The organism is Gemella sp. 27098_8_155 (assembly GCF_041433725.1).
GTDB lineage: Bacteria > Bacillota > Bacilli > Staphylococcales > Gemellaceae > Gemella > Gemella haemolysans_D.
On the sequence record NZ_JAPWCA010000001.1, the window covers coordinates 199,017 to 224,787 of the forward strand.

The 25,771-nt window shown below is 31.2% G+C and carries 19 protein-coding genes; 2 read left to right on the plus strand and 17 right to left on the minus strand.

All coding sequences use genetic code 11. From position 1 onward, the window contains the following. Positions 1 to 7: 7 nt before the first annotated feature. From O5Y44_RS00965 to purE, 16 genes are all read right to left on the minus strand, one after another. A complete protein-coding gene (locus O5Y44_RS00965) occupies positions 8 to 1,393 on the minus strand; it encodes an ABC transporter permease (protein WP_371465199.1) in 1,386 nt (461 codons plus the stop codon). Positions 1,394 to 1,626: 233 nt separating this feature from the next. Next, entirely contained in the window at positions 1,627 to 2,556 is a 930-nt protein-coding gene (locus tag O5Y44_RS00970; RefSeq protein WP_371465201.1) for a helix-turn-helix domain-containing protein, read from the minus strand. A gap of 928 nt (positions 2,557 to 3,484) precedes the next feature. After that, the gene (locus O5Y44_RS00975; protein ID WP_371465203.1) at positions 3,485 to 6,454 is read right to left on the minus strand and encodes an SEC10/PgrA surface exclusion domain-containing protein; all 2,970 of its coding nucleotides are present in this window, start codon (positions 6,452 to 6,454) and stop codon (positions 3,485 to 3,487) included. A 285-nt stretch (positions 6,455 to 6,739) separates the two neighbouring features. Then, complete coding sequence (locus O5Y44_RS00980; protein ID WP_371465205.1) at positions 6,740 to 7,666, minus strand: helix-turn-helix domain-containing protein; 927 nt, start codon at positions 7,664 to 7,666, stop codon at positions 6,740 to 6,742. A 299-nt stretch (positions 7,667 to 7,965) separates the two neighbouring features. After that, positions 7,966 to 9,252, minus strand: coding sequence for an adenylosuccinate synthase (locus O5Y44_RS00985; RefSeq protein WP_371465206.1), 1,287 nt, complete (start codon positions 9,250 to 9,252; stop codon positions 7,966 to 7,968). Between the two features lie 256 nt (positions 9,253 to 9,508). Then, complete coding sequence (locus O5Y44_RS00990) at positions 9,509 to 11,164, minus strand: formate--tetrahydrofolate ligase (protein ID WP_204643091.1); 1,656 nt, start codon at positions 11,162 to 11,164, stop codon at positions 9,509 to 9,511. A gap of 37 nt (positions 11,165 to 11,201) precedes the next feature. After that, positions 11,202 to 12,506 (minus strand): adenylosuccinate lyase, encoded by a 1,305-nt coding sequence (gene purB / locus O5Y44_RS00995; RefSeq protein ID WP_003145935.1) that lies wholly within the window; start codon positions 12,504 to 12,506, stop codon positions 11,202 to 11,204. Positions 12,507 to 12,556: 50 nt separating this feature from the next. Further along, on the minus strand, positions 12,557 to 13,792 hold the full coding sequence (gene purD / locus O5Y44_RS01000) for a phosphoribosylamine--glycine ligase (protein ID WP_371465209.1): 1,236 nt from the start codon (positions 13,790 to 13,792) through the stop codon (positions 12,557 to 12,559). 1 nt (position 13,793) lies between these two features. Further along, positions 13,794 to 15,314 (minus strand): bifunctional phosphoribosylaminoimidazolecarboxamide formyltransferase/IMP cyclohydrolase, encoded by a 1,521-nt coding sequence (gene purH / locus O5Y44_RS01005; protein ID WP_371465211.1) that lies wholly within the window; start codon positions 15,312 to 15,314, stop codon positions 13,794 to 13,796. Further along, entirely contained in the window at positions 15,311 to 15,874 is a 564-nt protein-coding gene (purN, locus tag O5Y44_RS01010; protein WP_371465213.1) for a phosphoribosylglycinamide formyltransferase, read from the minus strand. Before purN ends, purH begins: the two co-directional genes overlap by 4 nt. Continuing rightward, on the minus strand, positions 15,871 to 16,875 hold the full coding sequence (gene purM / locus O5Y44_RS01015) for a phosphoribosylformylglycinamidine cyclo-ligase (RefSeq protein WP_316447549.1): 1,005 nt from the start codon (positions 16,873 to 16,875) through the stop codon (positions 15,871 to 15,873). Before purM ends, purN begins: the two co-directional genes overlap by 4 nt. Continuing rightward, positions 16,875 to 18,326 carry an amidophosphoribosyltransferase gene (gene purF / locus O5Y44_RS01020; RefSeq protein ID WP_371465215.1) on the minus strand — a complete coding sequence of 484 codons (1,452 nt, stop codon included), beginning with the start codon at positions 18,324 to 18,326 and terminating at the stop codon, positions 16,875 to 16,877. Before purF ends, purM begins: the two co-directional genes overlap by 1 nt. Continuing rightward, positions 18,319 to 19,020 carry a phosphoribosylaminoimidazolesuccinocarboxamide synthase gene (purC, locus tag O5Y44_RS01025; RefSeq protein WP_371465217.1) on the minus strand — a complete coding sequence of 234 codons (702 nt, stop codon included), beginning with the start codon at positions 19,018 to 19,020 and terminating at the stop codon, positions 18,319 to 18,321. The genes purF and purC overlap by 8 nt, the downstream gene beginning before the upstream one ends. After that, the gene (locus tag O5Y44_RS01030; protein WP_371465219.1) at positions 19,020 to 22,697 is read right to left on the minus strand and encodes a phosphoribosylformylglycinamidine synthase; all 3,678 of its coding nucleotides are present in this window, start codon (positions 22,695 to 22,697) and stop codon (positions 19,020 to 19,022) included. Before O5Y44_RS01030 ends, purC begins: the two co-directional genes overlap by 1 nt. Beyond that, positions 22,690 to 23,733 carry a 5-(carboxyamino)imidazole ribonucleotide synthase gene (locus O5Y44_RS01035; RefSeq protein ID WP_371465221.1) on the minus strand — a complete coding sequence of 348 codons (1,044 nt, stop codon included), beginning with the start codon at positions 23,731 to 23,733 and terminating at the stop codon, positions 22,690 to 22,692. Before O5Y44_RS01035 ends, O5Y44_RS01030 begins: the two co-directional genes overlap by 8 nt. Then, positions 23,730 to 24,206: a 5-(carboxyamino)imidazole ribonucleotide mutase gene (gene purE, locus O5Y44_RS01040; RefSeq protein ID WP_316447553.1), complete on the minus strand. Its 477-nt coding sequence runs from the start codon at positions 24,204 to 24,206 to the stop codon at positions 23,730 to 23,732. Before purE ends, O5Y44_RS01035 begins: the two co-directional genes overlap by 4 nt. 453 nt (positions 24,207 to 24,659) lie before the next feature. Between purE and O5Y44_RS01045 the strand changes: the two genes are divergently transcribed. Both O5Y44_RS01045 and O5Y44_RS01050 read left to right on the plus strand, forming a co-directional pair. Then, positions 24,660 to 24,842 carry a type II toxin-antitoxin system HicA family toxin gene (locus O5Y44_RS01045; protein WP_271965256.1) on the plus strand — a complete coding sequence of 61 codons (183 nt, stop codon included), beginning with the start codon at positions 24,660 to 24,662 and terminating at the stop codon, positions 24,840 to 24,842. Positions 24,843 to 24,870: 28 nt separating this feature from the next. After that, a complete protein-coding gene (locus O5Y44_RS01050; RefSeq protein ID WP_271965255.1) occupies positions 24,871 to 25,266 on the plus strand; it encodes a type II toxin-antitoxin system HicB family antitoxin in 396 nt (131 codons plus the stop codon). Positions 25,267 to 25,397: 131 nt separating this feature from the next. Here the strand turns inward: O5Y44_RS01050 and O5Y44_RS01055 are convergent. Further along, the coding region (locus tag O5Y44_RS01055) for an IS3 family transposase (RefSeq protein WP_371465223.1) at positions 25,398 to 25,771 on the minus strand (374 nt) is incomplete at its 5' end.

Sequence of the window (25,771 nt, forward strand, 5' to 3'; positions counted from 1 at the left end):
CCTTACATTAGTTAATATCCGATAATAAATCTTTTGGTTTCCTATAAGCCAATCTACTAGAAGCAATACCTACAGCAACAATAATAATTAAAATTCCCACAACGACTACTGTTAGCATATTGCCAAGTCCTACACTTACATCTAGTGCTGTAATAATTTTATTCGCACCTTCAACTTCTGCATTTGCTCCAAGATTAACACCATTAGCCTGACTAGATATAGATTTACTTACCGACTTAATTGACTGTTGTAAAATTTGATTACCCATACTTTGACTTATCGCACTTCCAACAAAATACGAAGCTATAAAACTTGGAATACTAATTAGCAGAACCTCAAGAATAAATTGACCAATAATACTTGCTTTTGTCATCCCGATTGCTAAATTTACACCAATCTCTTTTCTTCTACTGTTTATCCATAAGAATAAAATTAAAGAAAGAATTACTATACTAAATACTATTGTAGCTATAAATACTCCATTAGTTAAGCTATATATTGTATCTAATGATTGTTGTAATGCTGGGAAGTTTTGATTGCTTTTAACAAGCATATATTGTTTCCAGTTAATAGGTAATTTCTTAGCATCGTTAATTATACTATCCACCTTATCTTTTCCATCAACTAAAAAGGTTGCATCTTGATATATTTCTTTTCCATCTTCATAGTTATATAAAGTTTTAGTAGTTTGAGTATCTGCTATAAAAATATTATCATACAGCTCCATGTGACTAGAAGTTACACCTTTATTTTGTCCTCCAAAAATACCAACTACAGTAACTTCTACCTCTTTATCAGATTTTTTCTCATTATCAGCATCATTTGGATTACCTTTTAATTTAATCTTATCCCCAACTTTAACTTTATTCTTCTTAGCAAAACCTTCATGAATTAAAACAGAGTTTTTATCATCATCTTTAAGATGTCTACCCTCTTGTAACTTAAGTGTCTCAGCAGAGAATCTATCGTCTAATGAAGAATCATTAGTTCCACTTACAATTACAGTTTTAGAGAAAAGTTGTCTTTGTTTGTTGTTTTTCTCCTCTTGTTGGTGATTAGCAAGTTTTAGTGGTTCTAAATCAACTAGATCGGCACTCACATTCATTCTTTTTATATATTTTTTCACACCAGGAAGATTCTTTATTTTTTCTATATCCTCCCCGATTAAGTTACCTGCACCTCTTGCAGTACCTGGATTAGTTTTTCTATTAATCTCCATAGAAAAACTACTAGTTATATTCTGGAAAGTTTCTTTAGATAAAGCATCTGTTGATTTTTTTATTGAAATAGTACTTAAAATTAATGATGACATTGTTACTAAAATCAAAAATATAACAAATGATTTAAAACTTTTCCTAGTTATATATAACCAAGCTTTAGTTAAAATTGACATTTTTTACACCTCTTTTTATAATATTTTAACTTAAATAGGATTAATAACTATTATCAACCTTTATTTATATGATAACGCTTTTACTTAAAATTAAACTTATATTATTCATATAAATTTAAAACGTTTTAATTAATAATACAAATAAAAATCCAAAACACAAGATTCATTTGTTTCTCGATATTTTGGATAAACACATTTTTAATTAATTTACACTATCATTAATAGATAATTTTTTAGAATTCAAAATCAATACCTGTTTTATTTCTCTCATAAAACCATTTAACTAATCTATCCCTAGTTAAATTATCAGCAAGAAGATTGTTTAAAGCAATTTGTGCGTCTAAATAACGTATACATTTGTTAGCAAGTTCTACTCCTTCAGGTTTATTGAGCTTAAGTTGAATTTGAGCTAATATGTAGTTAAAAGCATTCATATGATACTGAAAATAAGTAACATTAGCATAATGCGTCTTGAGTAAATTTATAGCTTCTATACACCTTTCTTCAGCCTCTTCAACAAATCCTCTTCTCGATAACAATGCTACAGCACCATGTACTAATATCAGAGATCTTTCCGATCTCTCAACAGAAAATATACTATCTGAAATAACAGGTTTCATGTTTTCCTCTATTACACGACGAATAAAATCATCTGAAAATTCTTCTGCTGTAGATGTTCTTAACATAAAAGTTAATGTTAACATTTCATTAGAATTATGACTATCTAAACTTCTTAGATGATTTAAAACAATTTCCCTATTTTCTTTAATTATCTTAGGTCCCTCAAGATCACCAGATATACTAATAATCTGATCAATATATAGTCTTTCATTCATACTTATTTTATCTTTTTGTAAGCTTTTTACAGCCAAAGATCTAATAGCTGTGGTACTTCCTGACGAATCTAGATTTCTCACTTCTCTTAAAAATTCAGATATATCGAAATCTACAAGCGGTATATACTCAGAAAAATAATCATGATATTTAATACCAATATTTACAAGTAGCTTTTCGAATACATCTAAAGAAACACTAGTTTCATCAGCCTCGAATCTGATTAAAGTTCTCACTGAAATGGCATCACCTGCTGCATCTTTCAGTTTTATGCCTCGTTCTTCTCGTATTTGTTTGAAGACTTTTCCATGTATTTTTTTCTCGTCCACTTAAGTATCCGCCTCCTAAATAAATCTCAGTACAATTATAACATAAATAATGTAATTAATGTTGTAAGAGTGCTTGATTTTTTCATTTTTATTAAATCATTCAAGTTAAATGTTCACAATTTAGACAAATTAAAAAAGAGTAACCGACAACACAACACAACACAGTTACTCTTTTTTACGCCTATATTTTTCTCCGTTTAATTACCCTTGTTTTATAAACTTCAAAATTAATACTTTTCTCATCATTATTATATTTTTTACTTAATTATATTTAGGTACGTAATATTTTTCTCCAATTTTGTTAAATATAAATTCTTTTGAACAACTTTTTCAAATTAATTTATAATAGCAAGTTAACAAAATTATCTTTAATAAACTTCAACTTTCTTTTCTATAATTATACCTTCTTTTCCCTAGCATATCTATGTCAACGAAAAAACAACCAAAAGTGTTAACAAGATATTTTGTCTTTGTTTTAGTAAATAATAAGTACGGACTCTTATAGACATTTATTATTATAGCATTATTTTTTCATAATTTACGTTTTGTGTTAAAATTGTCACTTTTTGGCATTTTATAGTTTATATTTACACAAAAGTGACATCAGTGACACTCTTTTGGATTTAATACTAGAATTATTTTTTAAAAGTAATTATTTTCTAAAATTCTTTAGATTAATTTTGTTATTTTATAACAGTAGAAATCGCTCAGAAATAAGAAATAATTAGATGTATTGAATTCTAAGAAATTCATTATCTTAAAATTTCTTTAATAAAAATTTAATACTAAAATTTAATTAATTAATTTTAAGCTTTATTATCTTAATTTTTTCAATATTCGTTTTCTACTTTATTCTTTTCTACTTATATTTATAAAATAATTGTCCCCCCTTCTCATAAAAAGGGAGACAATTAAACTATTATTTAACTTAATTATTTTCTTTATTTTTACGTAGTTTCGCAGCTACTGCTAATGCTACTAATCCTGCTACAGTTGCCATTCCTGTTTGATTTTCACCTGTATTAGGTAGAGTATTTAATCCATTTGAATTGACTCTTGTGCGTTGTAAGTTAGGTTGGTTATTTGATGAACCTGGAGCTTTGTCACCTGGTTTTGGCGTGTCTTCAGGACCCGGTTTCGGATCTGGTTTGTCTCCTGGATTTTTCCTTGGGTTTTGGTCTTTTTCTAGAGTTTGTTCTTTACCTGGGATTAGATCTTTATTTAATTCTTTTCCTAGTTCACCTGATTTTCCAGGATTCTTATCTTCTGGTGTTCCTGGTAAATTAGGTTTTTCTTCTTTAATAGGAGTTTCTGGAATTTCTGGGATTATTTCAGATTGTCTTTTCTTCTCTTCTTCATCTCTTAAATATTTCTCTAAATCAAACTCTATTGGATCTATTGTATTATTATCAGCTAATATTGCCCATTTGAAGTTTTCTAATCTATACTGTCTTTGAATTCTCTCGAATTCTTTAGTATCCTCTAATAATTGTTTTTTAATTGAATCTAATTCAGTAGTAAGAGTTTTTAGTTCTTCTTCTAACTTAGCTTTTTCTTCTTGAGCTTTAGCTAGTTTTTCTTTATTTTGATCTAACTGAATTCTATCTATTCTTAATTTTTCTAAATCAGCTTTTGCTTTATTCAATTCTTCTTCAGTTGCTTTTACATCAGACTTTAGTTCAGCAATCTTAGTATTAAGTTTGCTAATTTTATCTTCAGTTTCTTTCTGTAAGGCTTTAGCTTGATCTAATAATTTAGCACTTTCTTCTACATCTTTTTGTGCAACGTCTAAATCAGCAGCCAATTTAGTCATTTTTTCAACGTATTTAACGTTATCTAACTCAAGTTGATCAACAACTTTTTGTTGTTCATCTGCTTTAGTAGTTAAGTTGTTGATTTTAGCGTCAACTTCTTGTACTTTAGCTGTTGCTTTTTCTGTTTGTTTTTCAATTGCTTTAAGTTCGTCTAATGCTTTAGTAGCACTATCTACGTTAGCTTTAGCATCTACTAATGGTTGTTCTTTACTTTCACGAACTTTTACAGCATCAGCGTATACTTTCTTGAAGCTTTCAAGATCTGGTACTGCTGGTAATTCTACTGTATCTTTAGATTCGTTGCTGTATTTAGCTTTATAGTTTTCTTTAGCTCGTTCCATTGCCTCATCGCTTGGATCATCATAAGTTGGCATATGATTTGCAACTTCACCTGGGATTGCATTTCTTTCTTTTACATTAATGTAAGAGATTTTAATAATTCCAGTTTTTGGTAGCGTTGCTCTTGCTTTTTCAAATTCATTGAAGATATCCATTGGCATTGCTTTATATTCAAGAATATTACCAAATTCATCGAATTTAATGTATTGTTTGTATTTTTCAATTAATTCTTTTGGCATTCTGTTTGAATTATCAGTCAACCCAACGTTTTCAAAATGAGCGACACTTAATCCCATTGGGTCATTAGCTTTATATAATGATTCGGCATGACTATAAGCACCTGTGATAATTCCTTCATAGAAGAATAACATCACTGAGTTGTAAACATGCGCATATAGCTCATTTCTTGACATTGTATTATCCTTTTTAGTTTCAGAACCAGCATTATATAAGTTCTCGTAGAAGTTACCTCCACGTAATAGTCCGTGTTTACCTGCTACTTCAGAGATACCTTTTACATAGTGTCCTGCATCAAGTGAACTGTGATTATCTCTAGTCATTGTTTCAGAGATTTCTTTAGCAATTTGCATTGAATTTTTGTTGACTTTTAATGGTTCTAATCCAAATTGTTTACGAACTTGGTTCAGTAGGTGCATACCATATTGTGACATTTTAAGTCTTTCTTCTTCTGACATATCTTTAAGGTTAATTTCGTAATCATCTTCATGGTTATAATTGTTGAATTTAAATTCATAACCAATTTCTTTTTCAATTGCAATTAATTCATCAATCATTTCAATTTTTTTAGCTATGAACTGTTTAGATGTTAAACCTTTAGATCTCCAGTTAAGGTTTAAGTCCATAAACTCTTGGAATTTGTCTACGAATCTTTGGTCTAACGCAATTTTATATTTTACGTTTCTACCATAAGGCATTACAACTGCATCATATTCTGCTTTTTTAGTATTTTCATCTTTCTTCGCTTCATCAAGTTCAGCTGTTTTAGCTTTTAATTCTTCGTTTTTAGCTTTTAAGTTTTCTTCAGCTTTCTTAGTATCTTCAGCTAATTTTGCATCAAATTCTTTAGCTTTTTCTAATTCTTTCTCAGCAGCTACTTTATTAGATTTTTCTGTTTCTAATTCTTTTTTCACTTCACTGTCTTTAGCTTTTTCAGTTTCTAATTTCTTAGTAACATTTTCTGTATTATCAATTTCATCTTTGATTTCTTTAGCTTTCTCTTTTTTAGTTTCTAAGTCTTTAGATTTTTCTGCTACATCTTGGCGAACTGTCTCTAAGTCTGATTCTTTTCCTTCTTTTTCTTCTCTAGTTTTTACTAATTCACTAGTTTTATTTTTTAAATCTTTTGAAGTTGAATCAACTTTCTTTTCAGCTTTATTGATATTTTCATCAGTAGCATCTTTATACTTGTCTATCTCTGAATTTAATTCATTAATTTTCTTATCAGTATTATTAATTTCTATTGTTTTATTTTCAATATCTTTATTTTTTAAGCTTTTTGCTTCTTTAGATGCATCTACCTTTGTTTGAGCTTTTTCTACATCTTGTTTTGTAGTCTTACCTACTACTTCTTTTTCAATTAGCTTTGGTGTATTTTCAGTATTAACATCACCCGCTTTAACATCGCCGCCACTAGCAACAGCTCCAACAAAACTAATTCCTAAAAGAACCGACATTGCTCCTAGTTTATTTTTCCTAAGGGAAAACTTCTGTTTCCTTTTTATCATAATTAATTCCTCCATAAAAATATGTAAATAATCACTTTATAAAGATAATTTTATCATATAGTATCAGAGTTAACATAAATTACGAAGAAATCGTCACATTACTTAATAAATAGTTAATATTTCACTTATTTTTCTTCTTAAATATGACAAAACTGTCCTCTTATTTCTTTGGATTAATTAATATTAAAAGTTATATTAATACATTGAACATGTAAAAAAGAAACTAAATCACTATGTAGTAAATTAGTTTCTTTAAAATATATTATTTTATAAATACATCTATTATTAAAATTCTATATCAATACCTGTCTTATTAACTTTACAATAAGCTTCATAAGTTACATCCCTTACCTGTCTGTAATAAGAATCACCAGTAATCTCAGCAACAATATCTTCATATTTCAGAATTTTATTCGCTAAAATAACTCCTTCTTCCTTATTTTGCCTTAAATATAGCGTAGCCATTATTGCAACGACTTCCTTAGAAAAAGCAGCTCTATTTATTAACAACGGATTTTCATTAAATAGCTTAAGCGTCTCTTTGCATCTTTTCTCAGCTAATTCATAGTAACCAGCTCTCACTAAGAACGATAGCGCTACTTTTAACAAATCACAATATGCAGCACTCATATATTTACTCAAATAGTTTCTTACTGGGATATTTTTAAAGCAATCTTCAATAACCCTTTCAATATATTCTACTGAATAATCACCTTTTGAAGACGAATATATTAAAATAAACAGTCCGTAAATTTCATCAGATCCCAATTTATCCAATGAATCAATTCTATCCTTTATTAATATTCGATTCTCTTCAAATAATTCTTTATCCTTATCCCATAGAATATTATTTAAATAAATCAATATAGTTAATCTCTTACTAAAATCTATATCTTTTTTCTTTAGCTCTTTTTTACATTCATTTACTAACTTTGATGAAGAACCAGATTGTAACAGTTTCTGCAATTTATTAGCAAATTCAGTAGTTTCAGAGTCGGTATTATCCAAATAAAAAGTAAAATAATCTAGATAATTAATATTCAAATTATCCAATAATTTTTCAAAAATAGAAATAGAAATACTAGTTTCATCAGCTTCAAAACGCATTAGTGTTCTTGTAGATATCACATCACCTGCTACATCTTTTAATTTATATCCTCTTTCCTCTCTTAGTTTTTTTAAAACTCGTCCATGCATTTTATTATCGTTCATTCTTCATCTCCTAAATTTAATATTAGCTAAAATTTATTACTATAATTATCTAAAATAGATGTAAGTAAATACTGTTATAATAATGTTTCCTTCTATATTTTATCATTAAATTAACTTATATTTTTAAAACATGACAAATATGTCCCATTGTAAAGTATTTTTCATTTAATTTCCTTATATAGAAATTTATGTGACAAATCTGTCGTATGTAATATATAGATTTATATTTGAATTCCACTAAAAAACCTCAAGGCATTACACTCTATACCTCGAGGTTCTTTTTTATATTAATCTTTATACTAGTTCCATAAATCTTCTAATAAGTGAGTTTGTGTTCTGTCTGGTCCTGTAGAGAAGACAGAGATTTTAACCCCTACTAATTCTTCAATTTTTTCTAGATATTTTCTTGCATTTTTAGGAAGTTCATCTAGTGATTTAACACCTGTAATATCTTCTTCAAATCCTGGTAATGTTTCATAGATTGGTTTACAATCTTTAATGATATTTTCATTAGCTGGATATTCAGTTAAGATTTCACCTTTATAGTCATAAGCTGTACAGATTTTAATTTCTTTAAGACCTGAAAGTACATCTAGACAGTTTACTGACAGATTAGTCATACCTGATACACGAGCTGAATGACGCATTACTACAGTATCAAACCATCCAATACGACGTGGACGTTTAGTAACTGTTCCATACTCATGACCAACTTCACGAATTGTATCCCCAATTTCATCGAATAATTCTGTTGGGAAAGGTCCATCACCTACACGTGATGTATAAGCTTTTGAAATACCTAATACTTTAAGTCCGTTTGTTGGAACAAATCCGTTACCTACTGTGATTCCACCTGCAGATGGGTTAGATGAAGTAACATATGGGTATGTTCCGTGATCGATATCTAGCATTACACCTTGCGCACCTTCGAATAAGATATTTTTATTTTCGTTTTGCGCATCTTCTAATACTTTAGAAGTGTCTGTAACATATTGTGCTAATTGTTTTCCATATTCGAAGTATTCATTGAAGATTTCTTCTACTGTGAATCCTTCAGTTTCATAGATTTTTTCGAATAGTTCATTTTTTTCTTTCAGATTTTGTTCTAATTTTTTCTTGAATAGATCAGCATCTAATAAATCAGCTATACGGATACCACAACGTTTGTATTTATCCACATAACATGGTCCGATACCTTTTTTAGTAGTACCAATTTTATTTTCTCCACGACGAGCTTCTTCAACCTCATCAAGTTTTAAGTGATATGGTAATACTACGTGTGCTCTATTAGAGATTCTTAGTCCCTTACAAGTAACTCCACTTTCTCTTAGTCTATCAATCTCACTACAAATCCACTTAGGATCTACTACTAGACCATTTCCGATAATTGAAAGTTTTTCTTCATTAAAAATTCCAGATGGGATTAATTGAAGTTTGTAAGTTTTTCCATCAAACTTAATAGTATGTCCTGCATTGTTACCCCCTTGATAACGAGCAATTACATCCGCACGTTCTGCTAAAAAGTCGGTAATTTTACCTTTACCTTCATCTCCCCATTGTGAACCTACTACTACGATTATTGACATTAGTTACGCCTCCTGAAAGCAATTATTTTTTCCATTAATAATTATATCACAAATACAGACGTTTACAACCATTTTTTATAAAAAACTCAAAATTATCGTACGATATAGCTTATTTTCACACTTTGTTCACTTTTATGCGTTTTCATTAAAAACAATCATAATTGAACCCTGTCAACTACATTGAAAAAGTAAAACAAAAAAATAACTCAAAAAATAGCATAAACTATTTTTCGAGTTACTTGTTATTAATATAATATTAGAAGATTCCTAAGATTGTTTCTGTTTCTTCATCGATATCGATATTTAATGCACTTGGTACTTTTGGAAGTCCTGGCATTGTTAATACTTTATTCGCATAAGCTACTACGAATCCTGCACCACTACGTAGTTTAACATCGTTAATAGTAATGTTAAATCCAGTAGGACGACCTTTAATTTTTGCATTATCTGTTAATGAAGCTGGAGTTTTTGCCATACATACTGGTAAGTTCTTGAATCCAAGATTTTCTATTTTCTCGATTTCAGCCTTAACTTCATCAGAGAAGTTAACTCCATCAGCTCCATATATTTCACGACATACAGTTTCAATTTTTTCAATGATTGAAGCTTCATCTTTGTATAATAATTGAAGTTCTTTATCGTTTCCTTCAACAGCTTTTACTACTTTTTCTGCTAGGTCTATTCCACCAAGACCACCTTTTTCCCATACTTCTGTACGAGAGAATTCTACGCCTTGTTCTTTTGCCCAGTTTTCCAAGAACGCTAATTCTTTTTCTGTATCAGTAACAAAGACATTTAGAGCTACTACTATTGGTAAATTAAATTTACGTAAGTTTTCGATATGTTTTTCTAAGTTTTGAACACCTTTAGCTAATGCTTCTAAGTTTTCTTCTTTTAGATCTTTTTCTTCAATATCACCGTGTAGTTTTAATGCTTTAATTGTTGCAACTACCACTGCAGCTTTTGGTCTTAAACCTGATTTACGACATTTAATGTTTAAGAATTTCTCAGCTCCTAAATCAGCTCCGAATCCAGCTTCTGTAATTACATAGTCAGCAAATTTTAAAGCTGTTTTTGTAGCTAAGATTGAGTTACATCCATGCGCAATGTTTGCGAATGGTCCACCGTGAATAATCGCTGGGTTGTTTTCTAATGTTTGAACAATATTTGGTTTAATCGCATCTTTTAATAATGAAGTTATAACACCTTCAATTTTCAAATCTTTTAGGTAAACAGGTTCACCTTTTTTGTTGTAAGCAACAAGAATATTACTTAATTTTTCTTTAAGATCTCCTAATCCTTCTGATAAACATAAGATTGCCATGATTTCACTAGCTACTGTAATATCGAATCCATCAAGACGCTCTAAGTCAGTTCCAGCATTAACTTTAATATGACGTAAATCACGTGCGTTCATATCCATAACACGATTAAAGACAATCTTATCAATCTCTAATTCGTTACCTTGAAATACATGGTTATTTACTAGTACTGCGATTGCATTGTGCGCTGTAGTAATAGCATGCATATCTCCAGTAAAGTGTAGGTTAATATCTTCCATCGGTACAACTTGTGCATATCCTCCACCAGCTGCTCCACCTTTTCTTCCTAATACAGGTCCTAAAGATGGTTCACGTAGTGCAACACAAGATTTTTTCCCGATTTTATTTAATCCATCAGATAAACCGATAGTTACAGTACTTTTCCCTTCACCACTTGATGTTGGGTTAATAGATGTTACTAATACTAGTTTAGCATCTTCACTAATATCTTTCTTGATATTTTTTGTTTGAATTTTTGCTTTGTGATTTCCGTATAATATTAAATCTTCTTCTTTTATCCCTAATTTTCCTGCTACTTCAGCAATATGTTTCTTTTCACATTCGTTTGAAATTTGAAAGTCTGACTTCATTTAATCTACCTCTTTTCTTTGGTCTTTGTTTTTTATTTTAATCTTCCAATCCTGGAATACGTTTATAGATCTTATCGATATTTACTAGATGTACATTTAGATCGAAACAACTATCTAACACTTCTTTAGAAACTGTATTTTTAATAGTTTCATTTTCTTCAAGAAGCTCTCTAAATGGAATACCTTCGAACCAAGATTTCATCGCAAGTGGTTGTACTAAATCGTATGCTTCTTCACGAGAGAATGAGTATTTTTCGATAAGGTTACTCATAGTTCTTTGAGCGAAAATCACACCGTTAGTGGCATAAATATTTTTAATCATGTTATCTGTAAATACTGTTAGATTTTTCACAACATTAGTAAATCTGTTTAACATATAATCTAATAATGTTGTTGCATCATTACTTAAAATTCTTTCTGCACTTGAGTGAGAAATATCACGTTCATGCCATAATGGAATATTTTCGTAAGCTGCAAACATGTATCCACGCATAATTCTAGCACACCCTGCCATGTTTTCACTTGAGATTGGATTACGTTTATGAGGCATTGCACTTGAACCTTTTTGATTTTTCGAGAAGAATTCTTCTGCTTCTCTTACTTCTGTACGTTGTAGATGACGAATTTCCACCCCAATTTTTTCGATTGAACTTGCTATTAATGCTAACGTTGCATAGTAATCAGCATGTCTATCACGTTGTAAAGTTTGTGTTGAAATATTACTTGATTCAATTCCTAATTTTGCACAAACATAGTCTTGAACTTCTGGTGGTGTATTTGAAAATGTACCTACGGCTCCAGAAATTTTTCCTACTTCAATAATTTTTCTTACTTCGTTGAAACGTTTGATATGACGATTAAATTCATCATAATAAAGTGCGAATTTTAATCCAAAGCTGCTAATATCAGCATGAACCCCGTGAGTACGTCCGATACATGGTGTGAATTTATATTGTAGTGCTTTTTCCTTTAATACTTCTTGGAAATTTAATAGATCTCTGTAAAGTATATCATTAGCTTGTTTATATAAATATCCATAAGCAGTATCAACAACATCAGTAGATGTTAATCCATAGTGCACCCATTTTTTTTCATCACCTAGATAACTAGAAACATTACGAGTAAATGCTACTATATCATGCTTTGTTTCTTTTTCTAATTCTAAAATACCTGGTAGGTCAAATTTTGCATTAGCGAATAATTTTTCAACATCTTCTTTTGGTACAACACCTAATGTACTCCAAGCTTCTGTCGCATAAAGTTCTACTTCTAAATATGCTTTAAAACGATTCTCATCGCTAAAGATATTACGCATTTCTTCTCTACTATATCTTTCAATCATTGCAATAATCTCCTGATGTTTTTTTATTTCAATCGATCTATCTAAAAATATTATAATGACAAATGACCGATGTCTTTTCTGTAAAATAGTTCTTCACATTCTATTTTTACTATCTCATTATACACTTTTTTATACGCTTCTTGCAAGCTCTTTCCTTGTGCACAAATTAATAATACACGACCACCATTAATTACTATATCATCACCTACACGCTTAGTTCCCATATGGAATACTGGTGTTGACACTTTATCTAAGCCGTGTATTACAGCTCCTTTTTCACTGTGTTCAGGATATCCTTTCGCTGCCATTACAACACCGATAAAAGCATCCTCACTCCATTTTAACTCTACTTCTTTACCATCTATAATATTGTTTGCTATTTCGTATAAATCACTCTCTAATGATAGAAGTAGAATTTCACTCTCTGGATCTCCAAAACGAACATTAAATTCAATAGTTTTTACACCATCATGACATTTCATAAGACCGGCATATAATATACCGTAAAATGGCATTCCTTCATCACTCATAGCATCAACCATGGGTTGAACAACATTTCTAACCCCTTCATCAATGTCTTCTTGAGTAATTTTCTTAAGTGGAAGATATGCTCCCATTCCTCCAGTATTTAATCCTTCATCATTATCAAAAGCTCGTTTATGATCTTGAGCAATTTCCATCGGATATACTTTTCTATCAGAAACAAAACACATCAACGAAAATTCTTCACCTTGAAGAAATTCTTCAATAACGACACTAGAACCGGCCTTATTGAATTTAGCATTGCACATCATTTCCTTAAGTTCAGCTTGTGCTTCTTCTAGAGTATTCGCTATAATTACACCTTTCCCCGCTGCTAGTCCGTCTGCTTTAAGAACAATCGGAGCTTTTTGCTTGCTTAAGTACTCTTTAGCTTGTTTATAATCATTGAAACTTTCATATTTTGCAGTCGGAATATCGTACTTTCTCATCATCATTTTTGAGAATACTTTGCTTCCTTCTAATTGCGCTGCAAGTTTAGATGGTCCAAAGGCACGTACACCTTCTTTTTGTAGTTCATCTACTAGACCATTAACTAATGGCACTTCCGGGCCAACGAAAACAAGGTCGATACCATTTGTTTTTGCGTAGCTTGGTATTTGGTCTTCTGTTAATGCTACACATACTCCAAATTCTTCGACTGCAGGATTAATTCCTGCCATATGTACTTCGTGACCTTCTTTATGGAATTTATAAGCGATAGCGTGCTCTCTACCGCCGCTTCCTACTACTAATACTTTAGCCATATTAGTGTTTAAAGTGACGTATTTTACTGAAGACCATCGCCACACCTTTCTCATTACATGCATCTATGCTTTCTTGATCTCGTATAGATCCACCTGGTTGCACTATCGCAGCGATACCGTAATCAGCCGCAATATCAGCACTATCTCTCATTGGGAAAAATGCATCTGAAGCTAGCACTGCACCTCTTGCTTTTTCTCCTGCTTGTTCTAAAGCTATTTTACATGAACCTACTCTATTCATCTGACCAGCACCAATTCCTAAAGTTTGCCCATCTTTTACTACTACTATTGCATTTGATTTAACATGTTTTACCACTTTTAAGCCAAACTCAATATCTTTTTGTTGAGTTTCATCAACTTTTTTCTCAGTCACACTTTCATATTCATCTGCTAGTTTATCATTAAAATCTTGTACTAAGATTCCACCTCGTACACTTTTAATTTGTTGTTCATGATTATTATTTTTTTCTGACAGTTTGTAAATACGTAGATTTTTCTTTTTAGTTAGTATTTCTAACGCTTCTTCATCGTAATCTGTCGCTAATATAATTTCTAAAAAGATACTGTGCATTTTTTCAGCAGTTTCTTTATCTACTTTTCCATTTACTGCAACGATTCCTCCGAAGATTGATACAGGATCCGCTTCATATGCACGACTATATGCTTCGAATACAGAATTTCCTGTCGCTACTCCACATGGATTCATGTGTTTAACAGCAACACATGTAGTTTCATCAAACTCTGAAAGAATATCTAGTGCTGCAGAAGCATCTTGAATGTTATTGTATGACATTTCTTTACCATGAAGTTGCACAGCATTTTGCAAAGCATAACTTTCGTTATTATCTTGTACATAGTGATAAGCTTTTTGATGAGGGTTTTCCCCATAACGAAGACTATCTTGAAGTTTATACGATAATGTTAATTTTTCAGGTACTAAGTTATCTTTTTTATTAAAGTAATTAGCGATAGCAGCATCATAACTAGCTGTTGTATTAAATACTTTTATAGCTAATGCTCTTCTTGTTTCATAAGTAATACCACCTTGTTCAAGTTCAGAAAGTACTCTATCATAGTCATTAATATCAGTAACTACTGCTACGTCATTGAAGTTTTTAGCAGCACTTCTTAGCATACTCGGACCACCGATATCGATATTTTCGATAATCTCCTCTTCACTAACATCTTCTTTTTTTACAGTAGCTTCGAATGGATATAAGTTTACACAAACTAAGTCAATATATTCAATGTTATTTTCAGCTACATGTTTATTATGAAGTTCATTACCACGTTTTGATAATAGACCTCCATGAATTTTAGGGTGCAAAGTTTTTACGCGACCTTCTAAAATTTCTGGAAAATGAGTAACATCTTCGATACTAATACAGCTTACACCATTATTTTTTAAATGTGTATAAGTTCCACCTGTACTAATAACTTCGAAACCATGTTTTTCTAAACCTTTTGCAAATTCTACAATATTTGTTTTATCACTTACACTTATTAATGCTCTTTTAGTCATAGTGCCTCCTCAACTAACTTCAATATTACTTCTGGATATAATTTATGTTCTAGTTTATGTACTTTTTCAATAACAGTTTCTAAAGTATCCTCTTCTAAAACTTCAAATGATCTTTGTGCAATCACTTCTCCACCATCAAGTTCTTCATTTACATAATGGATACTAATTCCTATCTCATTCTCACCTGCATTGAACGCTTGTTCGATAGCATCTTTACCTTTAAATTTGGGTAATAAAGACGGATGTAAATTAAGAATTGTCTTTTTATATTTTTCTAAGAAATAAGGTGAAATAATTCTCATATATCCTGCTAAAAATATATAATCTAAATCTTTAACTTTCTCAAAAATTACACTTTCATATGCTTCTTTTGACTCAAAATCTTTTGCAGAGAATATAAACACCTTAATATTTCTATCATGTGCTTTTCTAATAACCGCTGCATCTTTCTTATCACATACTAACAGCTCAATTGAGATTTTATCTTTTAATCTTTCATCATCTGCAATTTTCTCAAAATTGCTTCCTGTTCCTGATGCAAATATTGCTACTTTCTTCATACTATTTTTATTCCACTTTCATCTGTTACTTCTCCAAGAACAAACGCATTATCTATTAATGATAAAGTTTTATCTACGTCTTCCTTGTTTACTATTAATACCATTCCTACACCCATATTAAAGATGTGGTACATTTCTTCTTCATCGATTTTACCTTTTTCTTGTAGATACTTGAATACCGCTGGTACTTCATATGAATTTTTATCAATCTTCATACCTAATCCATCTTTAAGAGCACGAGGTAAATTCTCATGGAAACCACCACCTGTAATATGAGCTATTCCAGCTACTTTTACCTCTTCTAGTACTTTAAGCACTTCTTTTACATAGATTTTAGTAGGTGTTAATAATGTTTTTCCTACTGTACTTCCATTAAATTCTTCGTTTAAACCAATATTATTATCTTTTAAAATTTTTCTTACTAAAGAGAAACCATTAGAATGTACTCCACTTGATGGAAGACCAATCACAACTTGTCCAGCTTTTGTATTTTCAGTACTTAATAATAGTTCTTTTTCTTGAGCTCCTACGCAGAATCCAGCAATATCATATTCTCCATCTTCATAAAATCCTGCCATCTCAGCAGTCTCTCCTCCGACTATCGCACATCCTGCTTGAACACAACCTTCAGCAACACCTTCAACAATTGCTTCTACTTGTTCAGGGTAGTTTTTACCTACAGCTAGATAATCTAGGAAAAATAATGGAATGGCACCTTGAGCTAGTATGTCATTAGCACACATCGCTACAACATCTATACCAATTGTATTATGAATATCTAATTCGAATGCAAGTTTTAATTTTGTTCCAACACCGTCAGTTCCACTAACTAATACAGGATTTTTAAAGTTATAACTACTAAGGTCGAACGCTCCCCCAAAGCCACCGATAGCTGACATCATACCAAGATTTTTTGTACGAGCTACGTGTTTTTTAATACGCTCCACACTTTCATAACCAGCTTGTAAACTTACACCACTTTCTTCATACTTTTTACTCATTACATTCTACCCCTCTCTTTTAGAAATTGTATTTGAATATCTGTCATTGAATTAACGTAACTTTCTTCATAGTCATATAGACCTGCTGAATAATCTCCGTTATAGCACTCCATACATAACCCTGTATACGGTGCATCATAGTTTAAACCAATAGAATCTATTAATCCTTGTTCACTTAGAAATCCTAGAGAATCCGCTCCAATAATTTCACAAATTTCTTCATTTGTTTTATTTGCTGAGATAAGTTCTTGTGTAGTAGAAATATCTATACCATAGAAACTTGGGAACATAAGTGGTGGACATGCTATTCTTACGTGCACTTCTCTTGCTCCCGCTTCTTTTAACATTTTCACTATTCTCTTACTAGTAGTACCGCGAACTATCGAATCATCAACTAATACAATACTCTTACCTTGAACTACTCCACGAACCGCCGATAATTTCATTCTAACACCTTGCTCACGAAGTTCTTGTGTAGGCTGTATAAATGTACGAGCAACATATTGATTTTTAATTAATCCCATTTCATATGGAAGTCCACTTTCTTCTGCATAACCACTAGCTGCTGATAAAGATGAGTTAGGTACACCTATTACCATATCAGCATCTGGTGTAGGTTGCTCTTTAGCAAGTGTTCGACCTGTTCTTTTTCTAGCACTGTGAACGTTAATACCAGCAATATTTGAGTCTGGTCTAGCAAAATATACATATTCCATCGCTGCTATAGCTACTTGTGTATCTTCTGTATATTTCTCGATTCTAATACCTTTATCATTAATAGTAACTAGCTCTCCAGCACCTACATTACATACAAACTCTGCACCAACTATATCCAATGCACAAGTCTCACTTGCCGCAACATAGGCCCCATTTTTCATCTTACCTATCGCTAAAGGTCTAAAACTATTTGGATCTACCGCACCGTAAAGAGTTTTTTCTGTTAATACTAAATATGTAAATCCACCTTTGATAATATTTAGACTTTCTTTAAGCTGTTCTTTAAACGTTTCTTTTTTACTTCTTCTAATAAGATGAATTAGTACTTCTGTATCAGAAGACGAATGGAATATTGCACCTTGTTCTTCTAATTCTTTTCTTAAAGTTTTCGCATTGATTAAGTTACCATTGTGGCAGATACCAACACTCATATCATAGAAATGAAATAGAAATGGTTGAATATTTTGAATACTATTGCTACCGCTAGTTGCATATCTAACATGTCCAATAGCACTTTCACCTACTAATCTTTCTAATTTTTCTTTATCACGAAATACTTCTGATACTAGACCTAGGTCACGATGCCCTCTAAGTGTTGTACCTTCTTTAGAAACTATTCCAGCTCCTTCTTGACCTCTATGTTGTAAACTATGTAAACCGAAGTACGTTACATTACTTGCTTCAGGATGTCCCCAAATACCAAATACTCCACATTCTTCATTAAGACTACGCATTTTTTAATCTCCTTAAAACTTCTTCATAAGCTTCCATTACTGAACCTAAATCTCTTCTAAATCTATCTTTGTCTAATTTCTCATTTGTATCCTTATCCCAAAGACGACATGTATCTGGAGAAATTTCATCAGCTAGAATTATTTCACCATCTTTAGTTTTTCCGAATTCAATTTTGAAGTCAACAAGTACTAAGTTTGCATCTAAGTACAATTTTTGTAATAGTTCATTGATTTTTAAAGCTTGAGTTCTGATATTTTCTAACTCTTCTTCTGTAACAATTTCTAATGCAACTGCATGATCATTGTTTATTAATGGATCATTTAGTTCATCATTTTTATAACTAAGTTCAAAGACTGGTTTTTTTAATTTTTTTCCTTCTTCAAGTCCATATTTTTTTGCCATAGAACCAGCTACTATATTACGTACAATTACTTCTAAAGGAATAATAGTTACGTGTTTACATATTTGATCTGTTTCGTTAACTTTTCTAATGAAATGAGTTTTTACACCCTGTTTTTTTAGATACTCGAAGATTAATGAAGTAATTGTATTATTAAATACTCCTTTACCTTCAAATTCTTCTTTTTTCACACCATTAAAGGCTGTAGCACTATTTTTATAATGCACATAAATCTCATCATTGTTTTCACATTCGAACAGTTGTTTAGCTTTTCCTTCATATAAAAGTTTCATTATTTTCTTCCCCCTTTGAAGTAATTCACTCCATTTTTGAATATATCTTGTTTTACTTTTATTGTATTTGTTTTATATAATGTAGCTCCGTATCTCTCGCTGTGTCCCATTTTTCCTAGTATAAGTCCATCTTCACTAACTAATCCTTCAGTAGCTAGAATTGATCCATTAGGATTGAAGCGACCATTTAATGTAGCATTACCATCAAAGTCGCTATATTGGAAAGCTACAAGATGTTTAAATTTGTTAATATTAAGTCCTACAACTTTACCTTCACCATGACTGAACACTACTTCGTGTTGATCTCCGATGTTAAAATCTTGTAACCAAGGTGAATTTGTATTAGCTACACGAGTAAAGGCTGTAGTTGAAATATGTTCATAACTATCATTTCTATATAGTGTTAGATCATCTTCTGCCAACTCTCTTACTTCACCATAAGGTAATAGCCCTGATTTTAATAATGCTTGGAATCCATTACACACACCTAAGATTAATTTTTTCTGAGCAAGGTGTTTATGGATCGCTTCTTTAACTTTTTCATTTTTTAAGAAGTTTACAATGTATTTAGCACTTCCATCTGGTTCATCACCACTCGAGAATCCTCCAGGGAACATAATTATATGAGACTGTTCGATAGTTTTTGTGAACTCTTCTATCGATTGTTCAATATCATTTTCACGTGTATTTCTAATAACTACTGTTATTGGTGTAGCTCCCGCTTCTAAGAAGGCTTTTTCACTATCATATTCACAGTTTGTACCAGGGAATACTGGAATAACCACTTTTACATCTTCTACATATTCAGGATAATATTTTTTCTCTTTATATTCTGTATGTAAGTTTTCTACATTACCTTTATCTTCATTTTGATATAATGGATAAACTTTATTTAGTGTTTTTGTATATGCTTCGTAAATATCTTTATGCATAAACACTTCGTTATTAATTATAATTCTTTCACTAACTTTTCCTAATTCTTCAAATGGTAGCTCAGCTGTTGCTTCTACTACAAGAGATGCTGGATCAAAGTTAAGAATGTTTTCTTTTTCAACTTCAAAACCTAAATCATTACCTAGTGACATTTTCACTAATGAAGCGGCAATACTTCCCTCTTCTTGGACATAAGCAGATACTATCTTACCTTCTTTAATATATTTATGAATAAGTTCATAATTTTCTAAAGTTTTCTTAATGTCTGGGTATCCTTTTTCATCTTTTTCTACAGGTACATAATATAATCTATTGCCAACTTGTTTAAGTTCAGGAGTTATTACATCAGCTATTTTTACAGGTGTACAAGCAAATGAAATTAATGTTTCAACTACATTTAAGTCATTGAAAGTACCTGACATACTATCCTTACCACCGATACTTGGTCTACCAATTTCTTTTTGAGCATAAATACTTCCTAATAAACTTTGAGTAACTTTACCCCATTTAGTACTATCAGTTCCTAATTTTTCGAAGTACTCTTGGAATGAGAAGTATAAGCTATCTTTATTTCCACCTACTGCATAAACTTTTGCTACTGATTCTAACACCGCATAAATAGATGATAGGAATGGTGAGTAGTAAGAAATTTTTGGAATAAATCCATAAGTTAAGATTGTCGCTGTATCACTTGTTGTATGTAATGTTGGTAAAGCTTGAACGCTTGCTTGAACTGGTGTAAGTTTATGTTTACCTGCAAAAGGCATAAGTACTGTAGTTACACCAATTGATGAGTCAAATTTTTGAGCAAGACCTTTTTGACAAGTTACATTTAACTCACCTAATTCACTTAAAATATTTTCACGAGTTACTTCTTTATTTAAGAATGGATTAGCTGCATTGTTATCCTTCATCGTAACTGACGATTTTTGACGAACACCACTTGTCTCTAAGAAATCAGCACTCATATCAACAACCTTCTCATCGTTGTAATACATCTCTAAGCGACGTCTATTAGTTACCGTAGCAACATGAGCGTATTCAATATTTTCTTTCTCACATTTACGAACAAACGCATCATAATCTTTCTTATCAATAGCTACTGCCATACGTTCTTGAGATTCACTAGTAGCTAATTCTGTAGCATTCAATCCTTGATATTTAGTAAGAACTTTTTCTAAATGAATTTCAATACCATCAGAAAGTTCACCGATAGCTACACAAACACCACCAGCACCGAAGTCATTACATTTTTTAACAAGTCTTGTAACTTCTGGTTTTCTAAATAGACGCTGTAACTTACGTTCTTCAGGGGCATTACCTTTCTGAACTTGGCTAGACATAGTATTTAATGAATCATTAGTATGTTCTACACTTGAACCACTCGCACCTTGAATACCGTCACGACCAGTTCTACCACCAATCATTACAACGATATCACCATCGACAAGAGTTTCACGTTTATAATCTCCGTCCTTAACAGCTCCGACTACAGCACCAACTTCCATATGTTTAGCTACATAGCTATCATCATATAATTCACGAACAAAAGTAGTCGCAAGTCCAATTTGGTTACCGTATGATGAATTACCGTGTGCAGTTCCTTTAGCTATATCTACTTGGGGAAGTTTGTGTTTTAAAGTATCTTCACGTTTTTGTAATACATTACCACTTCCTGAAATACGCATAGCTTGATAAACGTAACTACGTCCTGATAGTGGGTCTCTAATAGCTCCCCCTATACAAGTACTCGCTCCTCCAAATGGTTCGATTTCACTTGGGTGGTTATGAGTTTCATTTTTGAATTGGATTAACCAACGTTCTTTTTCACCATTATTTTCTATAGTAGTAAAGAATGAACATGCATTAATTTCTTCACTTACTTCAATATTTTCATCTTTTAATACTTTTACATGATATTTACCGATAATACTCGCCATATCCATAAGCGTGATAGGTTTATCGTTACGGTCAAGTTCATCACGGACGTTTAAGTAATAATCAAATGCATCTTGCATCTCTTTTTGGAAAAGTTCTGACTCAATTTTAACTTCATCCAACACAGTTTCAAATGTAGTGTGTCGGCAGTGGTCACTCCAGTAACAATCTAATACATAGATTTCAGTTTCAGTTGGTACGCGACCTTCTTTTTTAAAGTAATCTTGGATAAATACTAAATCTTCAATATTCATCGCTAGAGAAAATTCTTTTTTAAGACCAAGTAACGCATCTTTGTCAAACTCTAAAAATCCAGCTAAATCTTTTAGTGGTTTTGGAGTAGAATCTAATGTAAAGTCAAGAATTGATAAATCTTTTTTACGAGCTTCAATAGGATTTACTAAGTAACTTTCTACAAGTTCTAATTGTTCATCTGTTAATTTTTTATTAAAAAGAACTAGCTTACCACTTCGTACAGTTGCTTTACTTTTCGAGTTAAGCAATCTTATGCTTTCTTTTGCGCTGTCAGCTCTTTGATCGTATTGAGCAGGTAACACTTCATAAGCGAAGTGCTTCCCATCATTTAGCTCAATATCTTCAAACACTTCATCGACAACAATCTCAGAAAATACAGAAGTTTTAGCTAGTTCATAAGTTTCTTCATCAATATTAAAGACATCATAAATTACATACAACTCGACAGAGTCAAGACCTAGATTAAACTCTAAGTTCAGGTTATCTCTTAGCTGTAATTCTTCTTTATTATATCCATTACGTTTCTTTACAAAAATTCGTTTATTAGTCATGTTCTCCTCCTAAAATTACATCACCGTAAAAATTAATATGTCCTATTTTTCTATCTTGTCGTGGTTCTTTTTCATATAAGTGTAAGTAACCACCATTATTTTTATACACATCTATATAATAATTTAAGTCTTGACCTAGGATATTATATAATGTCGTTTCTTTATTTTCTATCTTACCAACTTTTAAGCCGCAAATAGCTTCAATATGAGCTCTAAATTGACTCTTAGTTGCACTCTGCATCGTAATATGACCTGAATTGTGAACTCGTGGTGCTATTTCATTAAAAATAACTTTTCCTTCACTTATAAAAAATTCAACAGTAAGTACTCCGTAATAGTCAAAATTACTAAGAATTCTTTTCGTATACTCTATTGCAAGAGCTTCTTGCTCCTTAGTAGCTGAAGTAGGTACTTTCGAACGATATAGAATATTATTTCTATGTTCATTTTCTACTACTGCAACGATATTAACCTCGTCTTTATCTTTAACAGCCACGACCGAAATTTCTTTATCAAGTTTAACGAACTCTTCTAGTAACGTATGTGGTTCTACTTCTTCACTAAAGCTTATTTTTTTCTGACCTTTTCCATCATAACCAAAACGTACAGTTTTCATTAAATAAGGCTTAGTTATTTCTACATTAGTATCTTCTTCAATATACATATAGTCTACTGTTGGAATGTCTAATTTTCTAGCAAATTCTTTTTCATAATATCTGTGCTGAGTAGTTCTTAATACTTCTGAACTTTGGACAATATTATACTTTTTCTCTAGTTTTTCTAAAGAAGCGGCATCAATATTCTCAAATTCAAAAGTGATGACATCACTAACCGAACATAACTTTTCAACACTTGCGAAATCATTGAACTCAGCTTGAATAAAAATATCGCTAAAAATTTTTGCACAACAGCTGTCACTAGGATCTAGAACAGCAATCTTGTAACCCATCTCTTTGGCACTCATAGCGAGCATTCTTCCTAATTGACCACCACCGATTATTCCAATAGTCTTTCCTGGTAATATCGTCTTAATCATAGTTTCATCTCTTCCAATACTATTCTTTCTTGTTCTTTTTTAAATCGTTCGTACTTACTAGCATATTTCTCATCATAAATTCCTAGTATTGATAATGCACTAATAGCCGCATTTTTAGCTCCAGCTACCCCAATTGCCATAGTTAAGACAGGTACACCTGCAGGCATCTGTACTATCGAATACAATGAGTCAACTCCACTAAGAACACTAGATTTAATCGGAACACCAATAACTGGTAATGTCGTCATAGAAGCAACCATCCCAGGGAGATGTGCTGCACCACCTGCAGCTGCTATGATTAATGAATAACCATTTTTTTTCGCGTTTTTAGAAAATTCAACTAAAAGATCAGGCGTCCTATGTGCACTTACTACTTTTTTATCAAAAGGAATTTCAAACTCTTCTAACAACTTACAAGTTTCTTCCATCGTTGTATAATCCGACTTCGAACCCATAATTACCGCAACTTTCATACTTTAAGCTCCTTTTTTTATTTGAATGTACGTTATTTGATTATATATTTACATATTTTATTTTTATCGTACGTCTACATTTCAAATTATACTACTTGTTTAAATTTTTATCAAGTATAAATAGAATAAAAATCGGATATTTTTAATTTTATATAAACAATATTTAAGATTTTATGAACTTTTTAACCTATTCATTTATTTATACTGTTTATTTACATATGAAAATACAGACATTTGATTTTTAAATATTCTAGAGCCTTGATATACTTGACTTTTACAAAATACACTACGAAGTTAAAAGAAAAACCTATTTTTTCGCAAAAATCATTTTAAAAACCGATAAGTAAAACAAGAATATTTTAAGATAAAAAAATCATAATGAATAATCTTCTACAAAAACATTTACATATGTTAAAACATATGTTAAAATATATAGTGTTAGGAGGTAAACTCATGAGTTCGAAAGAATTAATAAAACAGCTTAATAAGTTAGGTTGGCAAGAAGTCCGAATAAAAGGCAGTCACCACCAATTTAAGCACCCTAACAAAGATTATCTTATAACTGTACCGCACCCAAAAAGAGATTTACCAAAAGGGACGGCACAAAAGATATTAAAACAAGCGGGCTTGAAATAAAACCCCTTGATTTTAGGAGGTTAACCACATGAAATATATGTATTATGCAGTATTTACGCAAGAAAAAGATTATATAGATATAACATTCCCAGATTTAAAAGGTTGTATTACTTTTGGTGATAATTTAGAAGAAGCTTTATACATGAGTAAAGACGCTCTAGAGGGTTATTTATTAGTATTAGAAGATGAAAAAATGAGTATACCTAAACCAAGTACATATCAAGAGTTACAAGCTAAATTAAACGACAATCAACAATTACAATTAATTAATGTTGATACTGATTTTATTAGACGTAGAGAAGAAAACAAAGCAGTAAATAAAATGGTTACTTTGCCAAAATGGTTAGTAGACTTAGGGAAAGAGAAAAAAATAAACTTTTCACAAGTATTACAGCAAGCGTTAAAAAATGAATTAGGAGTATAACAAAGTTAAAAAAGCAGTGGAATGAATCCACTGTTTTTATTTTGATTTAATATAAGTAATATAGGGGGTAACTCAAAAATCGTAATTTCGGAGAAACTGATGTGTACCCAAAATTCTGGACACATATATATTTAGTTTAAACATGTGGATGTTATCCTGTATTGTACAGGTGACATCCATTTCGTTTTTGATTGAATTCTCTTGTTGTTATAATAAGCTATATATTCATATACAGCTTTACTAAACTCTTCAAATGACATATAATTCTTTTCATAACCATAAAATATCTCCGTCTTCATTCTTCCGAAAAATGATTCCATGATACTATTATCATAACAATTTCCCTTTCTAGACATTGATTGAATGATTCCATGTTTTTTCAACTCACTTCTATAGTGTGAATGTTGATACTGCCACCCTTGATCCGAATGCATAATTAATCCGTCTGTATTTGGAAATTTATTAAATGCTTGTTCTAACATCCTTTTTATCTGATTTAAATTTG

Coding starts and splice junctions, on each gene's coding strand:
- O5Y44_RS00965 (WP_371465199.1), bottom strand. CDS start 1,393: ATGTCAATTTTAACTAAAGCTTGGTTATATATAACTAGGAAAAGTTTT.
- O5Y44_RS00975 (WP_371465203.1), bottom strand. CDS start 6,454: ATGATAAAAAGGAAACAGAAGTTTTCCCTTAGGAAAAATAAACTAGGA.
- O5Y44_RS00980 (WP_371465205.1), bottom strand. CDS start 7,666: ATGAACGATAATAAAATGCATGGACGAGTTTTAAAAAAACTAAGAGAG.
- O5Y44_RS00985 (WP_371465206.1), bottom strand. CDS start 9,252: ATGTCAATAATCGTAGTAGTAGGTTCACAATGGGGAGATGAAGGTAAA.
- O5Y44_RS00990 (WP_204643091.1), bottom strand. CDS start 11,164: ATGAAGTCAGACTTTCAAATTTCAAACGAATGTGAAAAGAAACATATT.
- purB (WP_003145935.1), bottom strand. CDS start 12,506: ATGATTGAAAGATATAGTAGAGAAGAAATGCGTAATATCTTTAGCGAT.
- purD (WP_371465209.1), bottom strand. CDS start 13,792: ATGGCTAAAGTATTAGTAGTAGGAAGCGGCGGTAGAGAGCACGCTATC.
- purH (WP_371465211.1), bottom strand. CDS start 15,314: ATGACTAAAAGAGCATTAATAAGTGTAAGTGATAAAACAAATATTGTA.
- purN (WP_371465213.1), bottom strand. CDS start 15,874: ATGAAGAAAGTAGCAATATTTGCATCAGGAACAGGAAGCAATTTTGAG.
- purM (WP_316447549.1), bottom strand. CDS start 16,875: ATGAGTAAAAAGTATGAAGAAAGTGGTGTAAGTTTACAAGCTGGTTAT.
- purF (WP_371465215.1), bottom strand. CDS start 18,326: ATGCGTAGTCTTAATGAAGAATGTGGAGTATTTGGTATTTGGGGACAT.
- purC (WP_371465217.1), bottom strand. CDS start 19,020: ATGAAACTTTTATATGAAGGAAAAGCTAAACAACTGTTCGAATGTGAA.
- O5Y44_RS01030 (WP_371465219.1), bottom strand. CDS start 22,697: ATGACTAATAAACGAATTTTTGTAAAGAAACGTAATGGATATAATAAA.
- O5Y44_RS01035 (WP_371465221.1), bottom strand. CDS start 23,733: ATGATTAAGACGATATTACCAGGAAAGACTATTGGAATAATCGGTGGT.
- purE (WP_316447553.1), bottom strand. CDS start 24,206: ATGAAAGTTGCGGTAATTATGGGTTCGAAGTCGGATTATACAACGATG.
- O5Y44_RS01045 (WP_271965256.1), top strand. CDS start 24,660: ATGAGTTCGAAAGAATTAATAAAACAGCTTAATAAGTTAGGTTGGCAA.
- O5Y44_RS01050 (WP_271965255.1), top strand. CDS start 24,871: ATGAAATATATGTATTATGCAGTATTTACGCAAGAAAAAGATTATATA.